19 protein-coding genes are annotated in these 20888 nt (G+C 72.3%); 11 read left to right on the forward strand and 8 right to left on the reverse strand.

Annotated elements, in window-relative coordinates:
• Positions 1-126: 126 nt before the first annotated feature.
• Positions 127-2466 carry a PQQ-dependent sugar dehydrogenase gene (locus HZF07_RS19355; RefSeq protein ID WP_309504857.1) on the reverse strand — a complete coding sequence of 780 codons (2340 nt, stop codon included), beginning with the start codon at positions 2464-2466 and terminating at the stop codon, positions 127-129.
• 255 nt (positions 2467-2721) lie between these two features.
• Here HZF07_RS19355 and HZF07_RS19360 point away from each other — a divergent pair, with 255 nt between their 5' ends.
• The 3 genes from HZF07_RS19360 (at position 2722) to HZF07_RS19370 (ending at position 4167) form a co-directional block, all read left to right on the forward strand.
• Positions 2722-3003, forward strand: a complete 282-nt coding sequence (locus HZF07_RS19360; protein ID WP_157343884.1) for a hypothetical protein — start codon at positions 2722-2724, stop codon at positions 3001-3003.
• A 4-nt stretch (positions 3004-3007) separates the two neighbouring features.
• Positions 3008-3688: a response regulator transcription factor gene (locus tag HZF07_RS19365; RefSeq protein ID WP_157343885.1), complete on the forward strand. Its 681-nt coding sequence runs from the start codon at positions 3008-3010 to the stop codon at positions 3686-3688.
• A 95-nt stretch (positions 3689-3783) separates the two neighbouring features.
• Positions 3784-4167 (forward strand): response regulator, encoded by a 384-nt coding sequence (locus tag HZF07_RS19370; protein ID WP_198346434.1) that lies wholly within the window; start codon positions 3784-3786, stop codon positions 4165-4167.
• On the opposite strand, the gene HZF07_RS19375 is transcribed toward HZF07_RS19370, so the two are convergent.
• Both HZF07_RS19375 and HZF07_RS19380 read right to left on the reverse strand, forming a co-directional pair.
• On the reverse strand, positions 4120-6159 hold the full coding sequence (locus tag HZF07_RS19375; protein ID WP_157343886.1) for a sensor histidine kinase: 2040 nt from the start codon (positions 6157-6159) through the stop codon (positions 4120-4122). The two genes, HZF07_RS19370 and HZF07_RS19375, sit on opposite strands and share 48 nt — an antisense overlap.
• Before the next feature lies 1 nt (position 6160).
• Positions 6161-7471, reverse strand: coding sequence for a GAF domain-containing sensor histidine kinase (locus tag HZF07_RS19380; protein ID WP_157343887.1), 1311 nt, complete (start codon positions 7469-7471; stop codon positions 6161-6163).
• A gap of 204 nt (positions 7472-7675) precedes the next feature.
• Here HZF07_RS19380 and HZF07_RS19385 point away from each other — a divergent pair, with 204 nt between their 5' ends.
• Complete coding sequence (locus HZF07_RS19385) at positions 7676-8455, forward strand: ABC transporter ATP-binding protein (protein WP_157343889.1); 780 nt, start codon at positions 7676-7678, stop codon at positions 8453-8455.
• A gap of 3 nt (positions 8456-8458) precedes the next feature.
• Positions 8459-11005: an ABC transporter permease gene (locus HZF07_RS19390; protein WP_157343890.1), complete on the forward strand. Its 2547-nt coding sequence runs from the start codon at positions 8459-8461 to the stop codon at positions 11003-11005.
• A 162-nt stretch (positions 11006-11167) separates the two neighbouring features.
• Here HZF07_RS19390 and HZF07_RS19395 read toward each other — a convergent pair whose 3' ends face one another.
• The gene (locus tag HZF07_RS19395; protein WP_157343891.1) at positions 11168-11992 is read right to left on the reverse strand and encodes an SGNH/GDSL hydrolase family protein; all 825 of its coding nucleotides are present in this window, start codon (positions 11990-11992) and stop codon (positions 11168-11170) included.
• A 161-nt stretch (positions 11993-12153) separates the two neighbouring features.
• The gene (locus HZF07_RS19400; RefSeq protein ID WP_157343893.1) at positions 12154-12366 is read right to left on the reverse strand and encodes a hypothetical protein; all 213 of its coding nucleotides are present in this window, start codon (positions 12364-12366) and stop codon (positions 12154-12156) included.
• A 212-nt stretch (positions 12367-12578) separates the two neighbouring features.
• Here HZF07_RS19400 and HZF07_RS19405 point away from each other — a divergent pair, with 212 nt between their 5' ends.
• Complete coding sequence (locus HZF07_RS19405; RefSeq protein ID WP_157343894.1) at positions 12579-14054, forward strand: serine/threonine-protein kinase; 1476 nt, start codon at positions 12579-12581, stop codon at positions 14052-14054.
• 22 nt (positions 14055-14076) lie between these two features.
• Here HZF07_RS19405 and HZF07_RS19410 read toward each other — a convergent pair whose 3' ends face one another.
• A complete protein-coding gene (locus tag HZF07_RS19410; protein WP_157343895.1) occupies positions 14077-14553 on the reverse strand; it encodes a hypothetical protein in 477 nt (158 codons plus the stop codon).
• 13 nt (positions 14554-14566) lie between these two features.
• Complete coding sequence (locus HZF07_RS19415) at positions 14567-16165, reverse strand: hypothetical protein (RefSeq protein WP_157343896.1); 1599 nt, start codon at positions 16163-16165, stop codon at positions 14567-14569.
• Between the two features lie 192 nt (positions 16166-16357).
• Here HZF07_RS19415 and HZF07_RS19420 point away from each other — a divergent pair, with 192 nt between their 5' ends.
• From HZF07_RS19420 to HZF07_RS19435, 4 genes are all read left to right on the forward strand, one after another.
• Positions 16358-17554: a cysteine desulfurase-like protein gene (locus HZF07_RS19420; protein ID WP_181645400.1), complete on the forward strand. Its 1197-nt coding sequence runs from the start codon at positions 16358-16360 to the stop codon at positions 17552-17554.
• 65 nt (positions 17555-17619) lie between these two features.
• Positions 17620-17979, forward strand: coding sequence for an excalibur calcium-binding domain-containing protein (locus HZF07_RS19425; RefSeq protein WP_157343897.1), 360 nt, complete (start codon positions 17620-17622; stop codon positions 17977-17979).
• Between the two features lie 53 nt (positions 17980-18032).
• Positions 18033-19208 (forward strand): fatty acid desaturase family protein, encoded by a 1176-nt coding sequence (locus HZF07_RS19430; RefSeq protein ID WP_157343898.1) that lies wholly within the window; start codon positions 18033-18035, stop codon positions 19206-19208.
• A gap of 13 nt (positions 19209-19221) precedes the next feature.
• Entirely contained in the window at positions 19222-20052 is an 831-nt protein-coding gene (locus HZF07_RS19435) for a class II glutamine amidotransferase (protein ID WP_181645401.1), read from the forward strand.
• Between the two features lie 3 nt (positions 20053-20055).
• On the opposite strand, the gene HZF07_RS19440 is transcribed toward HZF07_RS19435, so the two are convergent.
• The gene (locus HZF07_RS19440; protein WP_181645402.1) at positions 20056-20337 is read right to left on the reverse strand and encodes a MerR family transcriptional regulator; all 282 of its coding nucleotides are present in this window, start codon (positions 20335-20337) and stop codon (positions 20056-20058) included.
• Between the two features lie 105 nt (positions 20338-20442).
• On the opposite strand from HZF07_RS19440, the gene HZF07_RS19445 reads away from it, so the two are divergent.
• Positions 20443-20868: an Hsp20/alpha crystallin family protein gene (locus tag HZF07_RS19445; RefSeq protein ID WP_157343899.1), complete on the forward strand. Its 426-nt coding sequence runs from the start codon at positions 20443-20445 to the stop codon at positions 20866-20868.
• Positions 20869-20888 lie beyond the last annotated feature (20 nt).

Genomic DNA, 20888 nt, shown 5'->3' on the forward strand with positions numbered 1-20888 from the left:
TGCGGGCCCGCGCCGCGTTCAACGCTTTCGTGTTCTGTTAGCGGCGGGTGTAGATCGTGATCTCCGGACGCCGATCCCGCGGCGCTCCCTACCCCCGGATGTGGCGCAACCGGGGGTAGGCGGACCTCACTTGTACCGGGCCGTGTAGGTCGCAGGTGCGGCCGGCGCGGTGATCGTGTGGGTCTGAGCGCCGCCGTCGGACCACGACGCGAAGAGGTACTGCTTGCTTCCCTTCGCTTGCGGTGAGACCGCGCTCACGGTGTTGCTGGATCCCACGATGACGTTGCGGGTGAAGGTCGCCTTCGTCGCCGTGCCGCCCACACTCACCGTCAGTCCGCCTGGCACGGTCTGGAAGGTCAGCGTCACCATGCGTGGATCGAGCCTTCTGGTCACCGTGCTGGTCAGTCCTCCGGAGTCCGTCGCCGTCAGCCGCAGCTCCAGGTAGGCCGGCGCCTCGTGGTCTGGCGCGACGAACGACCCGCCGCTGACTCCGGCGAAGCTCTGCACGGAGTGCGAGTGGCAGTTGCTCGGACAGTGCTGGAGGACCAGGTCCCACGAGAGCGCGGACGCCGGAAGCGCACCCTGCTGAGGATCGTCCGCATGGCCGGAGAACCTGATGACGTCCCCGACCTTCCACGTGGTGCCGGCCGTCGGGGCGTCGATGACGGCCGACGGCGCGGTGTTGCCGACCGACACTGTCACTGCGGCCGTGGCGGTCGCTCCGCCGGCGTCAGTGACGCGCAGGGTGGCGGTGTAGACGCCCGAGCTGGTGTAGGTGTACGACGGTCGCGACTCCGTCGAGTCGTCGAAGGCCTGGTCACCGTCGAGGTCCCACGCGAAGCTGAGCGTGTCTCCTGAGTCGGGGTCGCTCGAGGCAGAGCCGTCGAAGGCCACCGTGAGCGGGGCGGATCCCGTGGTGGGCGTGGCGGTGGCGACGGCGACCGGCGGCTGGTTGCTGCTGGTGTAGCGGATCCGTCGCACGGTGCCGCCGTCGAAGTCGACGTAGAAGAGCTCTCCACCCGGGCCGATCTGCAGGTTCACCGGATTCGCAGCGCCTGCGACGAAGGTGCGCACCAGCCCGGGGGCGGGGTTGCCGTCAGCGCCCTTGGACATCACCCAGATGCAGTCTCGGGAGTAGTCCGCGAAGAACAGCGCGCCGTCGTACTCCGCAGGGTAGGGACTCTGCCCCGCACCGAAGGCGAACTGGACCCCGGCCATCGACGAGCTTCCCGTGGGACACGTCTCGTTGGGCACCACTCTGGCGGTGTGGTGGTAGGCGAAGTACGGCGCCGTGACGCCCCCGGCCGTGTACAGGTTCTCGCACACGGACAGGTTCGCGCCGTCGTACCCGGCCTGCCGCCCCACGCCCTCGTAGCAGGGCCACCCGAAGTTGTAGACCTGGGTGGGCGAGGGGACGAGGCGGTTGATCTCCTCCCAATCGTTCCACCCGACGTCACCGATCCAGAGCTCCTCGGTGCCGGGCCGCTCGGTGATCCGGAAGGGGTTTCGCAGACCGTGGGCGACGATGCGACGGGCGTTGGCATCGGCGGAGGAGGCGAGCGGGTTGGTGGCCAGGCCAGCGCCGGTCGTCGGGTCGACGCGGATGACCGAGCCGTCCAGACTCACAGGATCTCCGGAGGTGCGGAGGTCCTGGCTGCGCAGCGCGCCGCCCTCCGCGGTCGGCGGAGAAAGGGTGGCACCCACGCCGCCTGGCGGGTCACCGCAGGGGTTGAGCGGGCTGCCGTCCTGACCCCAGTCAGCGAAGTTGAAGCTCGCGCCGTCGCCGGCGCTGGCGTAGAGGGCCCCCGAGCGCCCGAACTCGACGGAGCCGATGGAGTGGCTGGGGTACTGCTGACACCAGTCCTCGACCAGCACCTGCTCGTTCCCCGTCATCGAGTTGCCGCTCGCAGTGAGCCGGGACAACCGCCCGCTGACCACGCAGCCATCGGCCGTTGCGCCGGGCGGAGTCGGACAGGGGTCGGAGTACACCCCCGCAGTGCCCCATCTGGGGGCGGGCGAGCTCGAGCCGAGCTCGTGGTCGTAGGTGTACAGGACGTACACATACGGGTTGGCTGGGAACCCGGGGTCCAGCGTCATCCCCAGCAGTCCGCGGTCCCAGAAGTTGTGGACGTTCGCGTTCAGGTCGGCGAAGACGTCAGGCGACGGGTCGGTGAGCGAATCGAAGACCTTGATGACGCCGCGCTTCTCTGCCACGAAGATCCGGCCGTCGGGCGAGAATCGGAGTGCGGTCGGGTTCGTCAGGTTGCTGAAGACGATGGTCTCGGAGAACCCTGGCGGAGTAACCGCTCCCTGAGCCTCTGATGTCACCGACACCATGGCGAGGCCACCGGCCGCCAGGGAGAGGGCCGACGCGACGGCCAGCCGCCGCCGGCCGCGCTGACGCCGCGGATGCCCCGCACTGGATCGCTTGGCCGAACTGTCCGACACCGTCGCCAACCAGTTCATGGTGAGACCCCGTCCTGCGGTGGGCTGGGACGTCTGCTCTCTCGCGGCCGCCCTTCTCCGCAGGATCGTCGGGGCGGCCCACAGCGTTCAACCCCCAAATGCGGGACCGGCCGCCTCGGATCTCCGCACCCGGTGTCGTTCGGGTCGACCGATCGGTCACGATCGACCGACGTGCGGCAGCGGGTGGCTTGTCGGGACCAGTCGCCCCTGCTCAGGCCGACGCGCAACTCCCGACCCTGGCCCGATCGGCCGCGGGTGACCGACTCACTCCCGCCCGGCACCGCAGCCGGGTCGCTCGTCGGCTCGATCGTGGGAGTCGACCCGACCGGCGACACCACGCCGGGCGTGCTCGACACGCTCGTGCCCGAGCGGGCGGTGGCGACGCTGCTGGCCTACATCGTGGTGGTCGCCGGCGCCTCGCTCCTGCTGGTGCGCCGGCGCGACGTCACCAGAGTGTCCGCACCCGCTCGAGCGGCACCGGACCTTCCTCAACCGCTGCGGGACCGCCGATGGCGGGGTGTCCGGGCCCTACAGTGAGCCCATGACGGTGCGCGTCGTCTTCGCTGACGACAACTACCTCGTGCGAGAGGGAGTCGCGGCGCTGCTCGCCGAGACGGCCGAAGTCGACCTGGTGGAGACCGCGGCCGACCCCGACGCGCTCATGAAGGCCGTGGCCGCGCACCGTCCGGACGCGGTGCTGACCGACATCCGGATGCCGCCGACGTTCACGACCGAGGGCATCGACGCGGCGAAGCGGATCCGGTCCGGGTTCCCCGGCACCGGCGTGGTCGTGCTGTCGCAGTACGTCGAGGAGGACTACGCGCTGGAGCTCCTGTCCGACGGGGTGGAGGGTCTCGGCTACCTGCTCAAGGAGCGCGTCAGCGAGGTCGACGAGCTGGTCCGGGCGCTCCACGACGTGGCGCGCGGCGGCTCGGCGCTCGACCCCAAGGTCGTGGAAGGCCTGCTGGCGCGGAAGAACCAGGACGCCGGCTCCGCGCTCCGCGGGCTCACCGACCGCGAGCTCGAGGTGCTGAGCGAGCTGGCCACGGGCCGCAGCAACGCGGCCACCGCGAAGGCGCTCTACATGAGCGAGCGGGCGGTCGAGAAGCACGTCGGCTCGGTCTTCCAGAAGCTCGGTCTCGTCACCGAGGCCGACACCAACCGCCGGGTGATGGCGGTGCTCGCGTACCTCGAGGCGACCGGCGGCACTGGGGCGCGGTGACGCACCGTGAGCGCCCAACCTCCGGCCGATGTGCGGCCAACCCCCCTGACGGCGGCGGTCGCCGGAGCGCACGATGGCGACGAGGAGGTGGCCGCGTGCACGAGGTCCGGGTGCTGATCGTCGACGACCAGGAGCCCTACCGCAGGGCGATGGCCGCCGTGGTCGCCGCGACCGACGGGTTCGCGGTCGTCGGCGCGGTCACGACCGGTGAGGAGTCGCTGGAGGCGGCGGCCGAGCTCCGACCCGACCTCGTGCTGATGGACGTCAACCTTCCGGGCATCGACGGCATCGAGGCCACCCGCCGGCTGGTCGCGGATCGGGCCGGCCCGGTCGTGCTGCTCCTCTCCACGTACGACGTCGACCAGGTCGACCTCGAGGGCAGCGGCGCGGCGGCGTACCTCGCCAAGGCAGAGCTCGGGCCCGATCGGCTCTCAACGGCCTGGCGAGACGCCGGCGCCGGTCTCCGCGAGCGCGGGTGACGCCGGGACGGAGACGAGCAGGTCGTCGCCGTCGACGGTGACGGTCCCACCCGCGGCGCCGAGCCGGTCGGTGATCGCCTGGAGGTCGAGGCCGCGCGGGTCGACCCGCTCGATGCGCAGGTGCACGTCCGCGTCCTCCAGCCACAGCTGCAACGAGGACACGTCCCCGCCCGCCCGCGTCGCCTCGACGCAGCAGAAGTACAGCGCCGCCTCGACGCGCGGGGAGAACCGGCTGCCCGCGACGCCGTCGACGGTCAACCGGGGGGCGCCCGCGGTCCGCGCCAGCATCGATCGCAGGGCCGGCTCCAGGCCCGACCTGGCCAGCTGGGTGGGGAACACGCCCCGGCTGAGGTCGCGCAGCGACTCCAGGGCGGTGTTCGCGTCGGCGACCAGCGCCCCGATGCCGGCCGCGGGGTCGCCGGCCCCCACCGCCGCGCGAACCCGGCCGATCCGGGCGGGCAGGTCGGCGATGGGCGGCAGCACGTCCCGGGCGATCGCTGCCTCGAGGCCGCGGCGCGCCGCGTCGTCGGCCTCGATCAGGCGCAGCCGCGACTCCGTGAGCTGGCGGGTGGTGCGCTCGAGATCGTCGACGTGCGCCGCCAGCTGGCTTGCCAGCACGGTGTTGCGGAAGGCCACCGCCGCCTGCTTGGCGACCGCATCGAGGAGCCTGAGGTCCGCGGCGTCGAGACTGCGTCCACGCGGAAGTGTCACGCCGATCGTCCCCAGGACGCGGCCGTCGAGCCGGACCTGCAGGCTGTGGTCCCAGGGGCCCGAGGCGTCGCCCCAGGTGCCGCACAGCGGCTCGCCGCCGGGCACGTCGAGGGAGGCGACGGCGCCGCTCGCCGACACCGCCCGCGCGGCCGTCTCGGCGACCGCCGGCATGAGAGCGCCCGGCGGTGGCGCGTGGGCCAGGCGACGGCTGAAGTCGGAGAGCGCTTCGTACGGCTGCGCGCGCTGCCCGTAGGCGAGCCGGTTCGCCAACCGGACCACGCTGCGGCGCAACGGCTGGAACGCGAGCGCGACGACCGCGGTGCCCAGGAGCGAGAGCCAGAACCCGCTCCCGGTGCCCTCCACGACCCGGCCCAGCGCCACGACGAGGACGGTGTAGCCGACGGCCGCGAACGCGACGCCGGCGATGACCACGACGGTGCGGTTGATGAACACGTCGAGCTCGTAGAGCCGGTGCCGCAGGACCGCGACGGCGAAGATGATCGGCAGCAGGAAGTACGAGACGAACAGGGGCAGCGACGACGCCCACGTCTGGCGGTCGCCGTTCAGCGCCTGCACGACCACCATCCAGATCACCCCGAGCGTCGGTAGTGCCGCCGCGAGGGCGATCAGCCGGAGCTGCTGACGCTGCTCGCCGTCGCTGCGGCGCAGCCGGAGGAGCATCGAGACGACCGAGGCGATCAGCCCGCCGATGATCGTGAGGAAGCCGACGGTCAGCGCCAGCTGGCGCGGCACACCCATCTCGGTCTCATCGGTGTAGAGCCGGACGCTCGCCGGTGGTGTGGTGAGCACGGCGAGCAGGCACAGCAGCGCGCCGAACCCGGTGAGCCATGCGGCCCAGCGCCAGCGTCGGGAGAGCAGGTGGCCGTCGGGGGCGAGCAGGAACATCAACGCCAGGCCGGCGATGATCACCTGGCCTCCGCACAGGGTCGAGATCCAGGCGAACACCCCGCCCACGGCTGCCGACCCCGGCCCGTCGTCCTCCTGGATCCAGTACGCGTAGGCCTCGGTCGCGAGCGAGACCGCACCGATCGCCCCGACCACGCTCAGCAGCCAACCGATCGGGTGGCGCGGGTAGCGGGAGACGATCAGCGAGCCCATGACGGCCGAGCCGGCGACGGCGCCATCGATGAACGGGAAGCCGTGCACGGCCACTGCCGTCTGCGACGTGAGCCGGATCGCCTGGGCGCCGATGATCACGTCGACAGCCACTACGGCGATCGTGAACCAGGCGAGGGCGCGGGCGGCTCGGGCGGCGTCCATGTCAGGCCGTCGATCCGGCCGGGACCGACGCGGGCAGCACGGCGCGGATGCACGTGCCGCGGCCCGGCGCGGACGTGACCGTGAGCTGGCCCCCGACGGACTCCACCCGTTCGCGGAGGTTGGTCAGCCCGGTGCCGCCGGCGCTGGCGCGGGGGTCGAAGCCGCGGCCGTCGTCCTCCACGGTGAGCTCGAGCGCGTCCGGCGTTCCCACCAGCTCGACCCGGGTGGTCGAGGCCTGTGCGTGCTTGGCGGCGTTCTGGAGTGCCTCGAGGCAGCAGAAGTACGCCGTCGCCTCGATCGGCGCCGGGTAGCGCCCGACGCCGGCGGCGTGCACCTCGATCGCCGCCCCCGCGGAGGCGAGGGCGGAGCGGAGTGCCCCGGCCACGCCGGCGGCCTCGAGTCCCGGTGGGTAGATGCCACGGGCCAGCCGGACGAGCGTCGCGATCGCGTCCTCGGCGGCGCGTTCCTGCTCGGCCAGCAGCGCGACGGCACGGTCGGGCGAGCGACCCGCGAGCGTGTCGGCGAGCCGGAGGTTCACCGCCAGTGCCACCAGGTGCTGCTGCGCACCGTCGTGGATGTCGCGTTCGAGTCGCCGGCGCTCGGCATCGTGGGCGTCGACGAGCCGCTCGCGGGAGACCCGCAGCTCCTCGGCGCGCGCGGAGAGCGTCGCGAGCCGCTGCTCGAGCTCGGCGCGGAGCCGGGCGCCCCGGAGGACGAGCCCGGCCTGGTCGGCAAGACCGGCGAAGAGCCGCTCCTCCACCGGGCCGAGCGGGACCCCGGGACGCTCGAGCACGACGAGCGCGCCGAGGTTCTCACCGCCGTGCAGCACGGGCATCCGCCGGGCGACCGACCCGGGCCTCGGGACGTGCGCGGGCGGCCAGGTGGCCGCCAGGACGCCGCGGTCCACCATGTCCACCCAGACCTGCACGGACTCGGCCCCGGTGCCGTCCGCGAGCACCCGAGCCATCCGCTCGGGCATCTCCCGGTCGGGGTACTGCCCGGCCAGGGTCGTCGTGAACCGCCGGAGCACGTCGTACGGCGTCGCGGTGCCGCCGAGCACCGCGCGGCGCGCCCAGCGCTCGAGCCGGGTCTGCACGGGGTCGAAGGCGACCGCGACCCCCGCGGTGGCGAGCACCGAGAGGCCGAGGCTCGGGGACGACGTCTGGCCGAGCAGGACTCCGCCGCCGAGGACGACCACCGCGTAGACGAGCACGACGAAGGCCGTCAGCCCCGCCCAGACGAGGGCGCTGGCCAGCAGCTCGCGCGGGGCGCGCCGACGCCACGTCCGCGGCGGGCGCAGGAGCGGGGTCATGCTCAGCAGTCTGCGCGCTCGACCGCCCGCCCGGGAGGGGACGAGCCGAACGGCGGGGGTGGGGACAGCCGCACGGGCAGCCCTCCGCGGAGCGCGGCCAGCGCCCGCCTCGCTGCGCTCAGCCCGCTCCCGGAGGGCCACCCGATCGCGGTCTGCTCGTCGTACGCCCTCCGACCGGAGGGTCACCCGACAAGGAGACAACCGATGACCTCCACCATCACCACCACCGTTCCCGGTCACCCCGGCACGGCCACTGGTGCCCAGCCCGCCGCCCGCGCCGACCACCTCACGAAGGTGTACGGCGCGGGCGAGGCGGCCGTCGCCGCCCTCGACGACGTCACCGTCGGGATCGACCGTGGTCGCTTCACCGCGATCATGGGTCCGTCCGGCTCCGGCAAGTCGACGCTCCTGCACCTGCTGGCCGGTCTGGACCGGCCGAGCTCGGGCACCGTGCACCTCGGCGACACCGAGATCACCTCGCTCGGCGACAAGGCGCTCACCATCCTGCGCCGCGACCGGATCGGCTTCATCTTCCAGTCGTTCAACCTGCTGCCGACGATGACCGCAGCCGAGAACATCGTGCTGCCGATGCGGATCGCCGGGCGCCGGCCCGACCCGCACTGGGTCGCGTCGGTCGTCGACACCGTCGGTCTGACCGACCGGCTGGGGCACCGGCCGGCGCAGCTGTCCGGCGGCCAGCAGCAGCGGGTCGCCGCGGCGCGTGCGCTCGCCTCGCGTCCCGAGATCGTCTTCGCCGACGAGCCGACCGGCGCGCTGGACTCACGCTCCGGCGCCGAGCTCCTCCGCTTCCTCCGCACGGCCGTCGACGACCTCGGACAGACCGTCGTCATGGTCACCCACGACCCGGCGGCGGCCTGCTACGCCGACCGCGTCCTCTTCCTGGCCGACGGCCACGTCGTCGACGAGATGCACTCGCCGTCCGCCGACGCCGTCCTCGACTACATGAAGCATCTGGGGGACTGACCCATGTTGACCGCAACCTTCCGCAGCATGGTGGCGCACAAGGTGCGCCTCCTCCTCACGACCGCCTCGATCGCGCTGGGCGTCGCGCTGCTCGCCGGCACCCTGATCCTCACCAACACGATGGGGATCGCGTTCGACATGCTGTTCGGCAAGATCTCCTCGGGCACCGACGCGGTGGTCCGCACCGAGGCGCCGTACACCTCGACCGAGGGCGTCGGCACCGACCGTGGGCCGATCGCCGCTTCCGTGCTCGACAAGGTCCGCCACGTCGACGGTGTCCGCGCGGCAGAGGGCTCGGTGCGCGGCTACGCCCTGCTGACCGACACCGACGGCCGGGCGATCACCACCAACGGCGGGGCGCCGACCAACGGCTACTCGATGCCCGCCGACGACGAGCTGCGCGGCGAGGTCGAGCTGCTGTCGGGCCACGCGCCGCAGGGACCGCACGAGGTCGCCATCGACGCCACCAGCGCCGAGGACCACGACATCGCGCTCGGCTCGACCATCAGCGTGCTGTTCCAGGGCCCGACGCAGGAGTTCACCGTGGTGGGCACCGTCGGGTACGGCGACGGCATCAAGGACCTCGGCGGCACCACGTCGGCGTACTTCGACACCGCCACCGCGCAGCAGGTGCTCGGCTCGCCCGGCGAGTTCGACGGCATCGACGTCAGCGCCGAGCCCGGCGTCTCCCAGGCCGAGCTGGCCGACCGGCTGTCCGCGGTGATCCCGCGGGGCACCGAGGCCGTGACCGGTGCCGCAGTCGCACAGGAGAACGCCGACGCGACCAAGGAGAACTTCAAGATCGTCGGCATCGTCTTCGGGGTCTTCGCCGCCATCGCGCTGTTCGTGGGCTCGTTCATCATCTGGAACACCTTCACGATGACCGTCACCCAGCGCTCGCGGGAGATCGCGCTGCTCCGCGCGATCGGCGCCCGCCGGCGTCAGGTCCTGGGCAGCCTGCTGCTCGAGGCCGTCGTCCTCGGACTGGTCGCGTCCGCGGCCGGGATCGGGCTCGGTGTGCTGGTGGCGAAGGGACTGAAGGCGCTCATGGACGCCGTCGGGCTCGCCCTGCCCTTCACCGCGCTGCAGATCCCCGGCACGGCGATCTGGGCCTCGCTGGTCGTCGGGACCGGCGTCACGGTGGTCGCCGCCCTGGTGCCCGCTCGCCGCGCGACGAAGGTGCTGCCGATCGAGGCACTGCGCGAGTCGACCCCGGGCGCGGAGAAGCCGTCCGTCGTCCGAGGCGTGATCGGCCTGTCCGTCCTCGGTGCAGGCACCGCGGGCATGCTCTGGTCGCTGTACGGCGGCGCGCCGTTCAAGGTGTTCGGCCTGGGCCTGCTCGCAGCCATGGTGGGCGTCCTGGTCGCCCTGCCGCTCGCGGTGCGACCGCTGGCCGCGCTCGTCGCGGCCCCGCTCAAGCTGCGCGGCCTGCCCGGGGAGCTGGCCCGGCAGAACGCGACGCGCAACCCGCGGCGTACCTCTGCCACGGCGGCCGCCCTGATGATCGGCCTGACCCTGGTCGTCAGCATGGGCGTGTTCGCCTCCTCGCTGAAGTCATCCTTCGGCGAGGTGCTCGCGGACCGGACCGACGCGGACCTGTACGTCGCCACCTCCAGCGCCCAGGCGCCCGGGTTCAGCCCGGCCGCCGTGGACGCGGTCAAGGCGGTGGACGGCGTGGCCGAGGTCTCGGCCAGCGGCTGGGGACAGGCCCACTTCGACGGCGAGCCGTCGGGCTACTCCTCCGTCGACCCGAGCAGCGCCGACGAGGTCATGAACCTCGACGTCTCCCAGGGGTCGCTCGCGGACCTGGGCGAGGACGGCGTGGTGGTGTCGAAGTCGGCCGCGACCTCGCACGGTTGGAAGCTGGGCGACACCGTCTCGGCTCAGTTCGCGCAGAGCGGCGACCACACGCTGCGGATCGTGGGCGTCTACGACGCCAAGGGCTGGATCGGCGACGACTTCGTGATCAGCATCGCCGAGCAGAACGCGTTCGCCGGCCCGCAGCTGGTGTCGACCGCGTTGGTGACGCTCGACCGGGGTGCCGACGCCGGCCGGGTCCAGGACGCGATCGATGCGGCGCTCGCCGACCACCCGGACGCCCAGGTGCTCGACAAGGACGGCTTCCAGAAGGTCGCCACCGGGTTCATCGACAGCCTGCTGGCCTTCGTCACGGTGATGCTCGCCCTGGCCGTGCTGATCGCGCTGCTCGGCATCGTGAACACCCTGGCGCTGTCGGTCTTCGAGCGTACCCGTGAGCTGGGCCTGCTCCGCGCGGTCGGCATGACGCGTGGTCAGGTGCGGGCGATGGTCCGCTGGGAGTCCGCCGTCATCTCCCTGATCGGCGCCGTCGGTGGGACCGCCCTCGGCGTCGGCATCGGGCTGGCGCTCTCGCAGGTGCTGAAGGACGAGGGCATCAAGTCGGTGTCCGTCCCCATCGGTCAGATCGTCGTCTACCTCGTCCTGGCTGCGGCCGCGGGCGTCCTGGCTGCGGTCGGCCCGGCCCGATCCGCCGCGAAGGTCGACGTGCTCAGGGCGGTGGTCGCCGACTGACGAGGGACATCACGGCTGCACCATCGAGACCCGGTTCCCGCTTCGGCGGGAGCCGGGTCTCTCCGTCCCTCAGCCCGGGTCGTGGCACCTCGACCTGCGAACGTGCGGGCACGACGCGCGGGAGCTGGTCCAGACGCTGCGGAACCAGCTGTCCAGGACCCGTCACGACCGCAGCCGGGACGGGTTGACCGCGCTCGTGACGGCGGCGGTGTACGTCTCGTAGCCGTCGGCGTTCGGGTGGAACGCGCCGGGGTCGGACAGACCGAGGATCCACGGGTCCGGCGCGTTCACCCCGTGGTCGAGGAAGCGCTTGGTCACGTCGACGAACTGGAAGCCGTGGGCGGCCGCCGCGCGCGCGATGGTGGCGTTGAGCAGGTCGGCACCCTCGTTGAGCGTCTGCTGCTCGGCCGGCGAGGCGCCCAGGTAGGCGCCGTACTCGGGCGAGAAGAGCCGCGCGTAGCCGGTGACGACCACGTGCGCGTTCGGCGCGGCCGCCGCCACCTGGGCGTACAGCCGATCCAGGCGCGCTGGCAGCAGCGTGGTGATCCGGGCGGTGACGGCGTCGGACGCCTGCGTGCAGGTCTCGTCGCCGCCGAGAAGGCACGCGACGACCGCCGTCGACCACCCGGTGTCGTTGCCGCCGGCACTGAGCGTCAGCAGGTCGGTCTGGGCGTCGAGTGCCGCGAGCTGTCCACCGGACACCACCGTCAGCGTCGTCGCCCCGCCGCACGCGACGAAGTCGTCGAGTGCGATGTGCTTGCGCCCGTCGAGCTGCACCGGATAGGCAGCGTCCGACCTCCCGCAGGTCGGCGTGTACGGCGGCACGCCGAACCCCGACGCGTAGGAGTCCCCGAGCGCGTCGTAGACGATCGGATCGGGCGGACCTGCCGCGGCAGTGGTCGACCCGGCAACCGACGCAGCAACGGTGACGACGGCGGTCAGGACGACGGAGGCGGTGCGCGTGGCCCGCGCCAGGGAACTGGTCATAGGACCCTCGTACTCTTCCGGCCGAGCTCCCGTCAATGCTCGCTGCTCCACCCCCTGACGATCCGGCCCGTGTTCCACATGCGATCCGGTAGGCGGGGCACGACGCATGGTGGCTCGGATCCGAGGACCCGAGCCACCATCGCTGTCGCAGGGGCGTCGTCCTAGCAGAGGTCCCGTGCGGCCGCGTTCTTCCCCTGGCCGCCGAGGGCCTGGACGAGCTCGCCGACATTGGCGAACCCGGGGAGTCCGCCGCTGTTGACGGTCTTGTGGACCTGGCCGAAGCAAGCGGCGTCGGCGGGCGCGGCGTGGGTCGGGGCAGCGAGCCCGAGAGCTGCCAGGGCAGCGATGGATCCTGCGGCGAGAATGCGCTTCATGTGAGTTCCCTCCTGATGAGTGCTGTCCCCTTGCCGGTGGTTCGGCACGGGCAGCCGATCGGATGGGTCGGCGGGACGTCATACGGATGGTGCAAGCGGACGCACCGTCCGTATGACGTCCCGCGGCTCGCATGCGCGTCTCGGTGCCCCGCGGGATGACCGCCGCGGCCCCGTCGGGGATATCGGCCGCGGTGCCTGGGTAGAGCACGAAGGTGGCACCGGAGATCATCGCGGGACGGTACGTCGTGCTCCGCGCCGTCGGGCGCGGCGGCATGGGCACGGTGTGGCTGTGCCGCGACGAGCGGCTCGGGCGCGAGGTGGCCGTCAAGCAGGTGGGCGTGCTGCCGGGTGAGTCGGTCCCCGACCCGGCGCGCGCGCTCCGCGAGGCACGCTCGCTGGCCTCCCTCCACCACCCCTACGTGGTGGGTGTCTTCGACGCGATCGAGGCCGACGACCACATCTGGCTGGTGATGGAGTACGTCGCGGGGGAGACGCTCTCCGAGCTCGTCGCCCGGGAGGGTCGGCTCGACCCCGCGCGGGTGGCCGCGATCGGCGCCCAGGTCGCCGACGGACTGGCCGCCGCACATGCCCGCGGGATCGTGCACCGCGACGTCAAGCCGGGGAACGTGCTGATGGCGGGGGACGTGGCGAAGATCAGTGACTTCGGCATCGCCCGCACCGCGGGCGACGCCCAGCTCACCCGGTCCGGTCTCGTCATGGGGACGCCGCTCTACTTCTCCCCGGAGCTGGCCCGCGGTGCGGAACCGACACCGGCGGCGGACGTCTGGGCCCTGGGTGTCACGTTGTACACCGCGGTGGAGGGGGCGCCGCCGTTCGCCGACCGGGGCAACGCCCTCGCCACGCTGGGCGCGATCGCGGAGGCGCGGCCGCCCCACCCCGACCACGCCGGGTTCCTCGCTCCGGCGATCGGGCGGATGCTGGACCCGGACCCGACGTCTCGCTGGTCCATGGCGGACGCGGCGCACGCCCTCGGCCGACTCCAGGACCAGGACCGGGGGCCGTCGACCCTCGCCACCACCGCCCCAGTCGCGGTCGGGACGCCCGTGAGCCCGCGGACCGACGACCTGCCGGCGCCGCCCGGCACCGAGGGTCGTTCCCGGTGGCCGCTGCTCGTCGGCGCGCTGGTCCTGCTGCTGCTCGCCGGGATCGGTGGCGTGCTCCTCATGAACTCCCGTGGACCGGATCCGTCGGCGGACGAGTCCTCCGACAGCGGTACGCCGTCCGCGGACGCGTCGAGCACACCCGGCAGCGCGACGCCCAGCGCGAGCTCGCGCAGCACCGCCGCGTCCGCGGCGACGCCGACACCGTCGGCATCGCCGACGCCGACACCGTCGACGACGCCGGCCCCGCCGGTGCCGGCCGGTGGGGGCGCGGCGCGGACCGTGTCCACCTACTACGGGCTGCTGCCCGCTGACACGGAGCGCGCCTGGTCGATGCTGGGGGAGGACGCCCAGGCCCAGGCCGGCGGCTACGACCGCTACGCCGGGTTCTGGCGCACCATCGACGACGTCACCGTGAACGCGGTCTCCGCCGACGGGGACGTCGTCACCGCCGAGCTGACCTACGCGACCGACCGGGGCCAGGAGGGCGAGACCCGGCAGCTCCAGGTCGAGCGCAGCGGCGGCGGGTGGGTCATCACCGAGGACCTCGGTCCGGTCGGCTCCTGACCGAGGGGGCGCGGGTCACGCCTCAATCCGCGTGGACCGCGGTCTCCACCAGGAACCGCCAGACGAGCGCGTGCCCGAGAGCGACCAGGAGGACCAGGAGCAGTGCCTCGGCCTGCAGGGGCCGGAGGTCGACGGCGCCCGCGATCTCCGGGAACACCCCGAGCAGCGCGACGACGGCGTAGATCGCGACGGCGCCGACCCGCAGGACGATGACGCCGCGGTCGGCGCCCTGCGACAGCAGCCGTGCCGTCGCCACGCAGCCCACCACCGCGACGACCACGAAGCTGATCCGCCACATCCCCGGGCTCTCCGTGCCGCCCACTTGCGCGAACAGCCCCATCAGCGCAGGCAGCAGGAAGGACAGGTAGACGCCGGCGACGGCGTGGCGGCGGACGGGATCGGCGGCCCACCCGAGGTCGCGCTGAACCACTCCCCACCACAGCCCGACCAGCGTGAAGCACGACGCCGAGAAGAGCGCGTAGAAAGTGCCGACGTCCATCACCCCTCCCGGGTCAGAGCGGGGAGTGCACGAACGGCAGGAACGTCGTCACCCAGTCGAGATGGTCGTCGAGCCAGCCGAGCAGCCCCAGGGAGCCGGTGATCGAGATCGGCGGATCCGAGAGCAGGGTGTCGGCGCGCAGGAGGCGGTCGAAGTCCACCTGGACCGGGCCCGACCGGGGGTTGCCCTGCCGATCGAGGAACTCGACACCGGCGAGCTGGAGGATCTTGATGACCTCCTGGGCCAGGATCCCGTAGGCGACCGTCGTCGGGTGCACGCCGTCGAGCGAGAAGAGCCCACCGTCCGTGCGACCTCCGGGACCGGCGCGGAAGAAGCGGGTGTTGGGCACCGGGTCCAGCCGTTGCAGCGCCGCCGGCAGCGGGTAGGGCTGCCACCAGGCGGGTCGCGCCCAGGGGCTGTTGATGTAGCGACGGGTGGCGAGCCGGTCGAGCAGCCCGCCCATGTCGAAGAGGTACCAGTCCTGCCCCGCCGTCCGGGCGGCCCGGACGGAGGCGATGATCGTCTCGTTGTAGGCGTCGATCGCCGAGTCGATGGCCCGGACCTCGTCCTCGGTCAGGTGGGGGTCGTGCTCGGGGTCGAAGTCCTCGTCGGTGATCCACGGGCGTGTGTAGTACGGGAAGTAGCGCGAGTCGGGTCTGACCTTGTTGTCCGTCCCGCGGGCGATCGGCGCGATCGTCACCGACGGCACGGTCGCGATCACCACGTGCTGCGCCTTGATCGCTTGCAGCTGCGCCACCAGGTCGGCCCAGTCGGCCTTGAAGGCGCTCGGGCGCCACAGGTTGCACCCCGCGCGGGCGTCGAGACGCTCCGCCGGGGAGAGCTTCGCGTAGCCGGCAGGGGTCCAGGACGGCTCGAGGGTCAGGATCGAGCCGAGGGCGTTGTTGGCGCCGATGACCACGACGAGCGTCTCGACGCCTTCGTCGTCGGCCATGGCGGCCACGGAGTCGAGCACGGTTCGTTTGGGGTCGCCCTGGGCGGCGCGGTGCAGCACCGGCCGGGCGGCGCGGGCCGCGTGGTTCTCGACGAGCTGCTTGAGGAAGTCGTCGTGCGGCTTCCCGGCCAGCCGCTTCTCGACGCGGGCCTCGGTGGCGAGCTGCACGTCGAGGACGTCCCAGCCGTAGATCGCCGTGTTGTGGAACGGTGGCCCGTCGGCCGGGGGCTCGGCACCCTTGCCGCGCTCCCAGTAGTCCTCGATGGCGTCCATGTGGTCGCGCAGCCACGGCCCCGCCCGGAAGGTCTCGAGGAGGTCGAGCTTGTTGCCGAACCGGCGGGCGAACTCGCGGGCCAGCCGCTCGAGGTCGAGCGGGAGGCCGCCCGGCCCGCTCGGCCACTCGTACGTCGGGAACCTGAACTGCTCGGCCGTGAGCCCGAGCTCGAAGGCGGTGATCGCCGGCCACGACAGGTCTGTCCGGTGGATGGCGCCGCTCATGAACCCGTGCGTGAGGGAGTCGCCGACCGTGACGAGCCGGTGGGTGGGGGGTGCGGCGGGCACCTGGACCGCCACGGGGATGCCGAGCGTGGGGTCGACCTCGGGTCGACGCGGCTCGGTCCGGATCTTGACCTCGCGCGGAACCGGCTGCCGTGCGGCCATGGCGGCCCACCTCCCAGTGATGCCTCCTGTGCCCGCGCCGCGCCACCACCTGGACGTCTCCGAGCCTCGAGCAGCTCCTCTCACCATGCCCCAGCAAGACGCCCGGCACATGACCCGAACGGATCAACCCCGCAGCCCAGCCCCTCCTGAGGCAGTCGGGCGCGGGTGACCACGTGCCGCCATGATGGGCACGTGATCTTCGACGTCGACCGCATCCGCAAGGACTTCCCGGCCCTCGACCAGGGCGTCGCGTACTTCGACGGTCCGGGTGGGACGCAGGTGCCGCGGCGGGTGGGGGAGGCGATCGCGACCACGATCACCGGCGGCATCTCCAACCGCGGATCGGTGACCGCCGCCGAGCGGCGTGCCGACGAGGTCGTCCTCGGCGCGCGGCAGGCGGTGGCGGACCTGCTGGGCTGCGACGCGGGCGGGGTGGTGTTCGCGCGGTCGATGACGCAGGCGACGTACGACGTGGCGCGCGCCCTGGCGAAGGAGTGGGGGCCGGGGGACGAGGTCGTGGTGACGCGGCTCGACCACGACGGCAACGTCCGGCCGTGGGTGCAGGCGGCGCAGGCCGCGGGGGCGACCGTCCGGTGGGTCGGGTTCGACCGGGAGACCGCGGAGCTGACCGTCGACGACGTGCGGGCGGAGCTCTCGGAGCGCACGAGGCTGGTGGCCGTGACGGGGGCGTCGAACGTGCTCGGCACCCGGCCGGACCTCCCGGCGATCGCGGCGGCGGTTCACGAGGTGGGCGGGCTGCTGTACGTCGACGGGGTGCACCTGACGCCGCACACGACGGTCGACGTGAGGGAGCTGGGCGCCGACTTCTACGCGTGCTCGCCGTACAAGTTCTTCGGGCCGCACCACGGACTGGTCGTGGCCGGGCCGGAGCTGTGGGAGCGCCTGGACAACGACAAGCTGCTCCCGTCGAGCAACGCGGTGCCGGAGCGGTTCGAGCTCGGCACCCTACCCTACGAGCTGCTCGCCGGCACGACGGCGGCGATCGACTACATCGCGAGCCTCGCCTCGGACGCGGCCGACCGGCGCACCCGGGTGCTGGAGTCGATGCGGGCGGTCGAGGAGCACGAGGAAGCGCTGCTGGCCCGGCTGCTCGACGGGCTGCGCGGCATCGGCGGCGTCACCCTGCACGGCCACCCGGCACGTCGTACGCCGACGGTGTTCTTCTCGGTCGCCGGGCTCGCGGGTCGGGCGGTCTACGAGCACCTGGGGAGGCTGGGAGTCAACGCGCCGGCGAGCAACTTCTACGCGATCGAGGCGTCGCGGTGGCTCGGCCTGGGCGACGCCGGCGCGGTGCGCGCGGGCCTGGCGCCGTACACCAGCGCCGAGGACGTCGACCGGCTCGTCGCGGGCGTCGCCGAGGTCGCCTAGGCCGCTGCGCCGGCTCAAGTGAGGTCTCGCGCGTTCCGACAACACGGTGTCGGATCGGAGGGGAGATGGCTGGGCACCTTGCGGACGAGATCGCATGGCGGCAACGGGAGCGCGGAGCGCGGACGATCGCCCGCTTCCTCGCCGTGGTCGTGGCAGCGATCGTGACCGTGGCCTGCCTCCCGCTGGTCGCGTCGACGATCGGTGCCGCGGTGAGCCGCGGACTGGTCGACGACGTCGCCCCCGTGACGTCGTTCGACGGCTGCGCCGCCCTGAACAGTCGGTTCGCGCGCGGCGTCGGCACGGTCGCGGCCGTGGACGGGATGGGGTGGGACCGCCAGCTGCCGACCGTCGACGACCGGACCTACGAGGCCAACGCCCGCCTCGACACCGACAGGGACGGCATCGCCTGCGAGCGCGGTCAGTGAAGAGGTAGCGCCGCCGAAGCATGGAATACCCGCTGACGGAGCACACTGAAGAGATGACCGTCATGATCGAGCCCACCCGTACCGCACCCGCCGGGCTGAGCCCGGAGGACGTGGAGCTCCTCGGCAAGGAGCTCGACGCGATCCGCCAGGAGGTGCTCGACTCGCGCGGCGCGCGCGACGCGGCGTACATCCGGCGTCTGGTGCGCGCGCAACGGCTGATCGAGCTGGGCAGCCGCGCCGTGCTGATGCGCAGCCGGAAGCCCTCGGCGTGGTTGCTCGGGACCGCCGGGCTCACGCTGGCGAAGATCCTCGACAACATGGAGATCGGGCACAACGTCCTGCACGGCCAGTGGGACTGGATGCGCGACCCCAAGATCCACTCCAGCACCTGGGAGTGGGACTACGTCACGCCGGCGGCGCAGTGGAAGCGGGCGCACAACGACACCCACCACCGCTTCACCAACATCCTCGGCAAGGACAACGACCTCGGCTACGGGATCATGCGGGTCGACGAGGCGCAGGAGTGGAAGCCGCGCCACCTGGCGCAGCCGGCCTGGAACTTCGTGACCGCGTGCATCTTCGAGTACGGCATCGCGATGTTCGACCTCGACCTCGGCGAGCACATCCGCGACAAGCGCAGCATGACGCCGGAGAAGAAGGCCGAGGTGAAGGTGGCCCTGCGCAAGGCGAGCCGGCAGCTCACCAAGGACTTCGTCATCTACCCGGCGATGTCCGGCCGCAACTGGCGCACGACGCTCGCCGCCAACGCGACCGCCAACCTGGTGCGCAACCTGTGGAGCCACTCGGTGATCATGTGCGGCCACTTCCCCGAGGGCGTGGCGACCTTCGAGCAGGACCAGCTCGACGAGCACGAGACCCGCGGCCAGTGGTACGTGCGCCAGATGCTCGGCTCGGCCAACATCACCGGCCCGCGCACCCTGCACCTGCTGACCGGCAACCTCTCCCACCAGATCGAGCACCACATCTTCCCCGACCTGCCGAGCAACCGCTACATCGAGATCGCGCCCCGGGTGCGGGAGGTGTTCGCGACCTTCGAGCTGCCCTACAACGCGCGCTCGATGGTCAAGCAGGTCGGCAGCGCCTGGCACAAGGTGCTGCGGCTCTCGCTGCCCAACGACTGGCTGGCCGAGACCAACCGGCGCAACCTCGTGCCGCAGCTGCGAGCCCTCGCGAGCAGCACGCTGCGGCCTGCGGTCGCCACCGCGTAGGTCGGCGACCGTCGTGTGCCGCTGGCTGGCCTACTCCGGCACCCCGGTGCTGCTCGAGGACCTGCTCTTCAAGCCGCAGAACTCGCTGGTGATCCAGAGCAAGCACTCCCGCCTCGGCGCGACGACGGTCAACGGCGACGGCTTCGGCGTCGGGTGGTACGCCGAGGGCGCTCGGCCGGGCGTCTACCGCAGCACCGAGCCGGCCTGGAACGACAGCAACCTCCGCGAGCTGTCCGCGATGGCGCGCTCGCGCCGGGTCTTCGCCCACATCCGGGCCTCGACGGGCACCGCGGTCCAGCAGTCCAACTGCCACCCCTTCCGTCAGGGCGACTGGCTGTGGATGCACAACGGGGCCATCGCCGATTTCTCGGTCATCAAGCGCGATCTCGCGCTCGCGGTCGACCCCGCGCTCTACGCCGACATCGCAGGGTCGACGGACTCCGAGATGCTGTTCTTCCTGGCGCTGACCCTCGGCCTGCACGACGACCCGACGGGGGCGGTCGCCCGGGCCGTCGGTCTCGTCGAGGAGGTCGCCGGCCGCCACGGCATCGCCGACCCGGTGCAGATGACCGTCGCGACCACCGACGGCGAGACCACCTGGGCCTTCCGGTACGCCACCGCCGGCAGCGCGAGGTCGCTCTTCCACAGCACGGACGTCGCGACGCTGCGGGCGCAGTACCCCGACAACCCGCAGCTGCACGACCTGTCCGACGACGCGCGGCTGATCGTGTCCGAGCCGCTCGGCGACCTCCAGGGCGCGTGGCGCGAGGTCCCGGAGTCGTCGTACGTCGTGGTGCGCGGCGCCAGCGAGGAGCTGGGCTCGTTCGTGCCGACGGCGCCGTAGTCCTCAGCGCGCGCGCAGACGCGCGACCTGCGCCTCGAGGCTGCGCACCCGGTCCTCCAGCGCGAGCACGTGGGCGATGCCGGCGAGGTTGAGCCCGGCGGCGAGCAGGTCGCGGATGCGGTGCAGGCGGTCGATGTCGTCGGCGCTGTAGAGGCGGGTGCCCCCGGAGGTGCGGTCCGGCTCGAGGAGACCGCGGCGTTCGTAGACGCGCAGGTTCTGGACCTCCATCGACACCATCTCGGCGGCGACGGAGATCGCGAAGACTCCTCGGCTTCGTTCGGGCACGGGGTTGATCTTGCCTCATGTTGGAGATATAAAAAACCTGTAACCAACGTTATAGGTACGGACCCGCTCCACGGGCCCCCGGCACCAGAACCAGGAGGACAACTGATGTTGCTGCGCACCACCGATCCGTTCCGCGACTTCGACCGGCTCACCCAGCAGATCTTCGGCACCACCAACCGTCCCGCTGTGATGCCGATGGATGCGTGGCGCGAGGGCGAGCGCTTCGTCATCGAGTTCGACCTGCCCGGTGTGGCCAAGGACAGCATCGACCTCGACGTCGAGCGCAACGTGCTCACCGTCCGCGCCGAGCGCGTGGCCCGCAACGGCGACTGGGAGGCCCTCGCCTCCGAGCGGCCGCGCGGCGTCTTCAGCCGCCAGCTCGTCCTGGGCGACAACCTCGACCTCGACCGCATCGAGGCGGCGTACGCCGACGGCGTGCTGCGGCTCGTCGTCCCGGTCGCCGAGAAGGCGAAGCCGCGCAAGATCCAGGTCAGCGCCGGCACCGAGGAGCGCACGGCGATCGAGGCCTGACGCTCACGCAGCGTCACCCG

The organism is Nocardioides agri, from assembly GCF_013778305.1.
Classification (GTDB): domain Bacteria; phylum Actinomycetota; class Actinomycetes; order Propionibacteriales; family Nocardioidaceae; genus Nocardioides; species Nocardioides agri.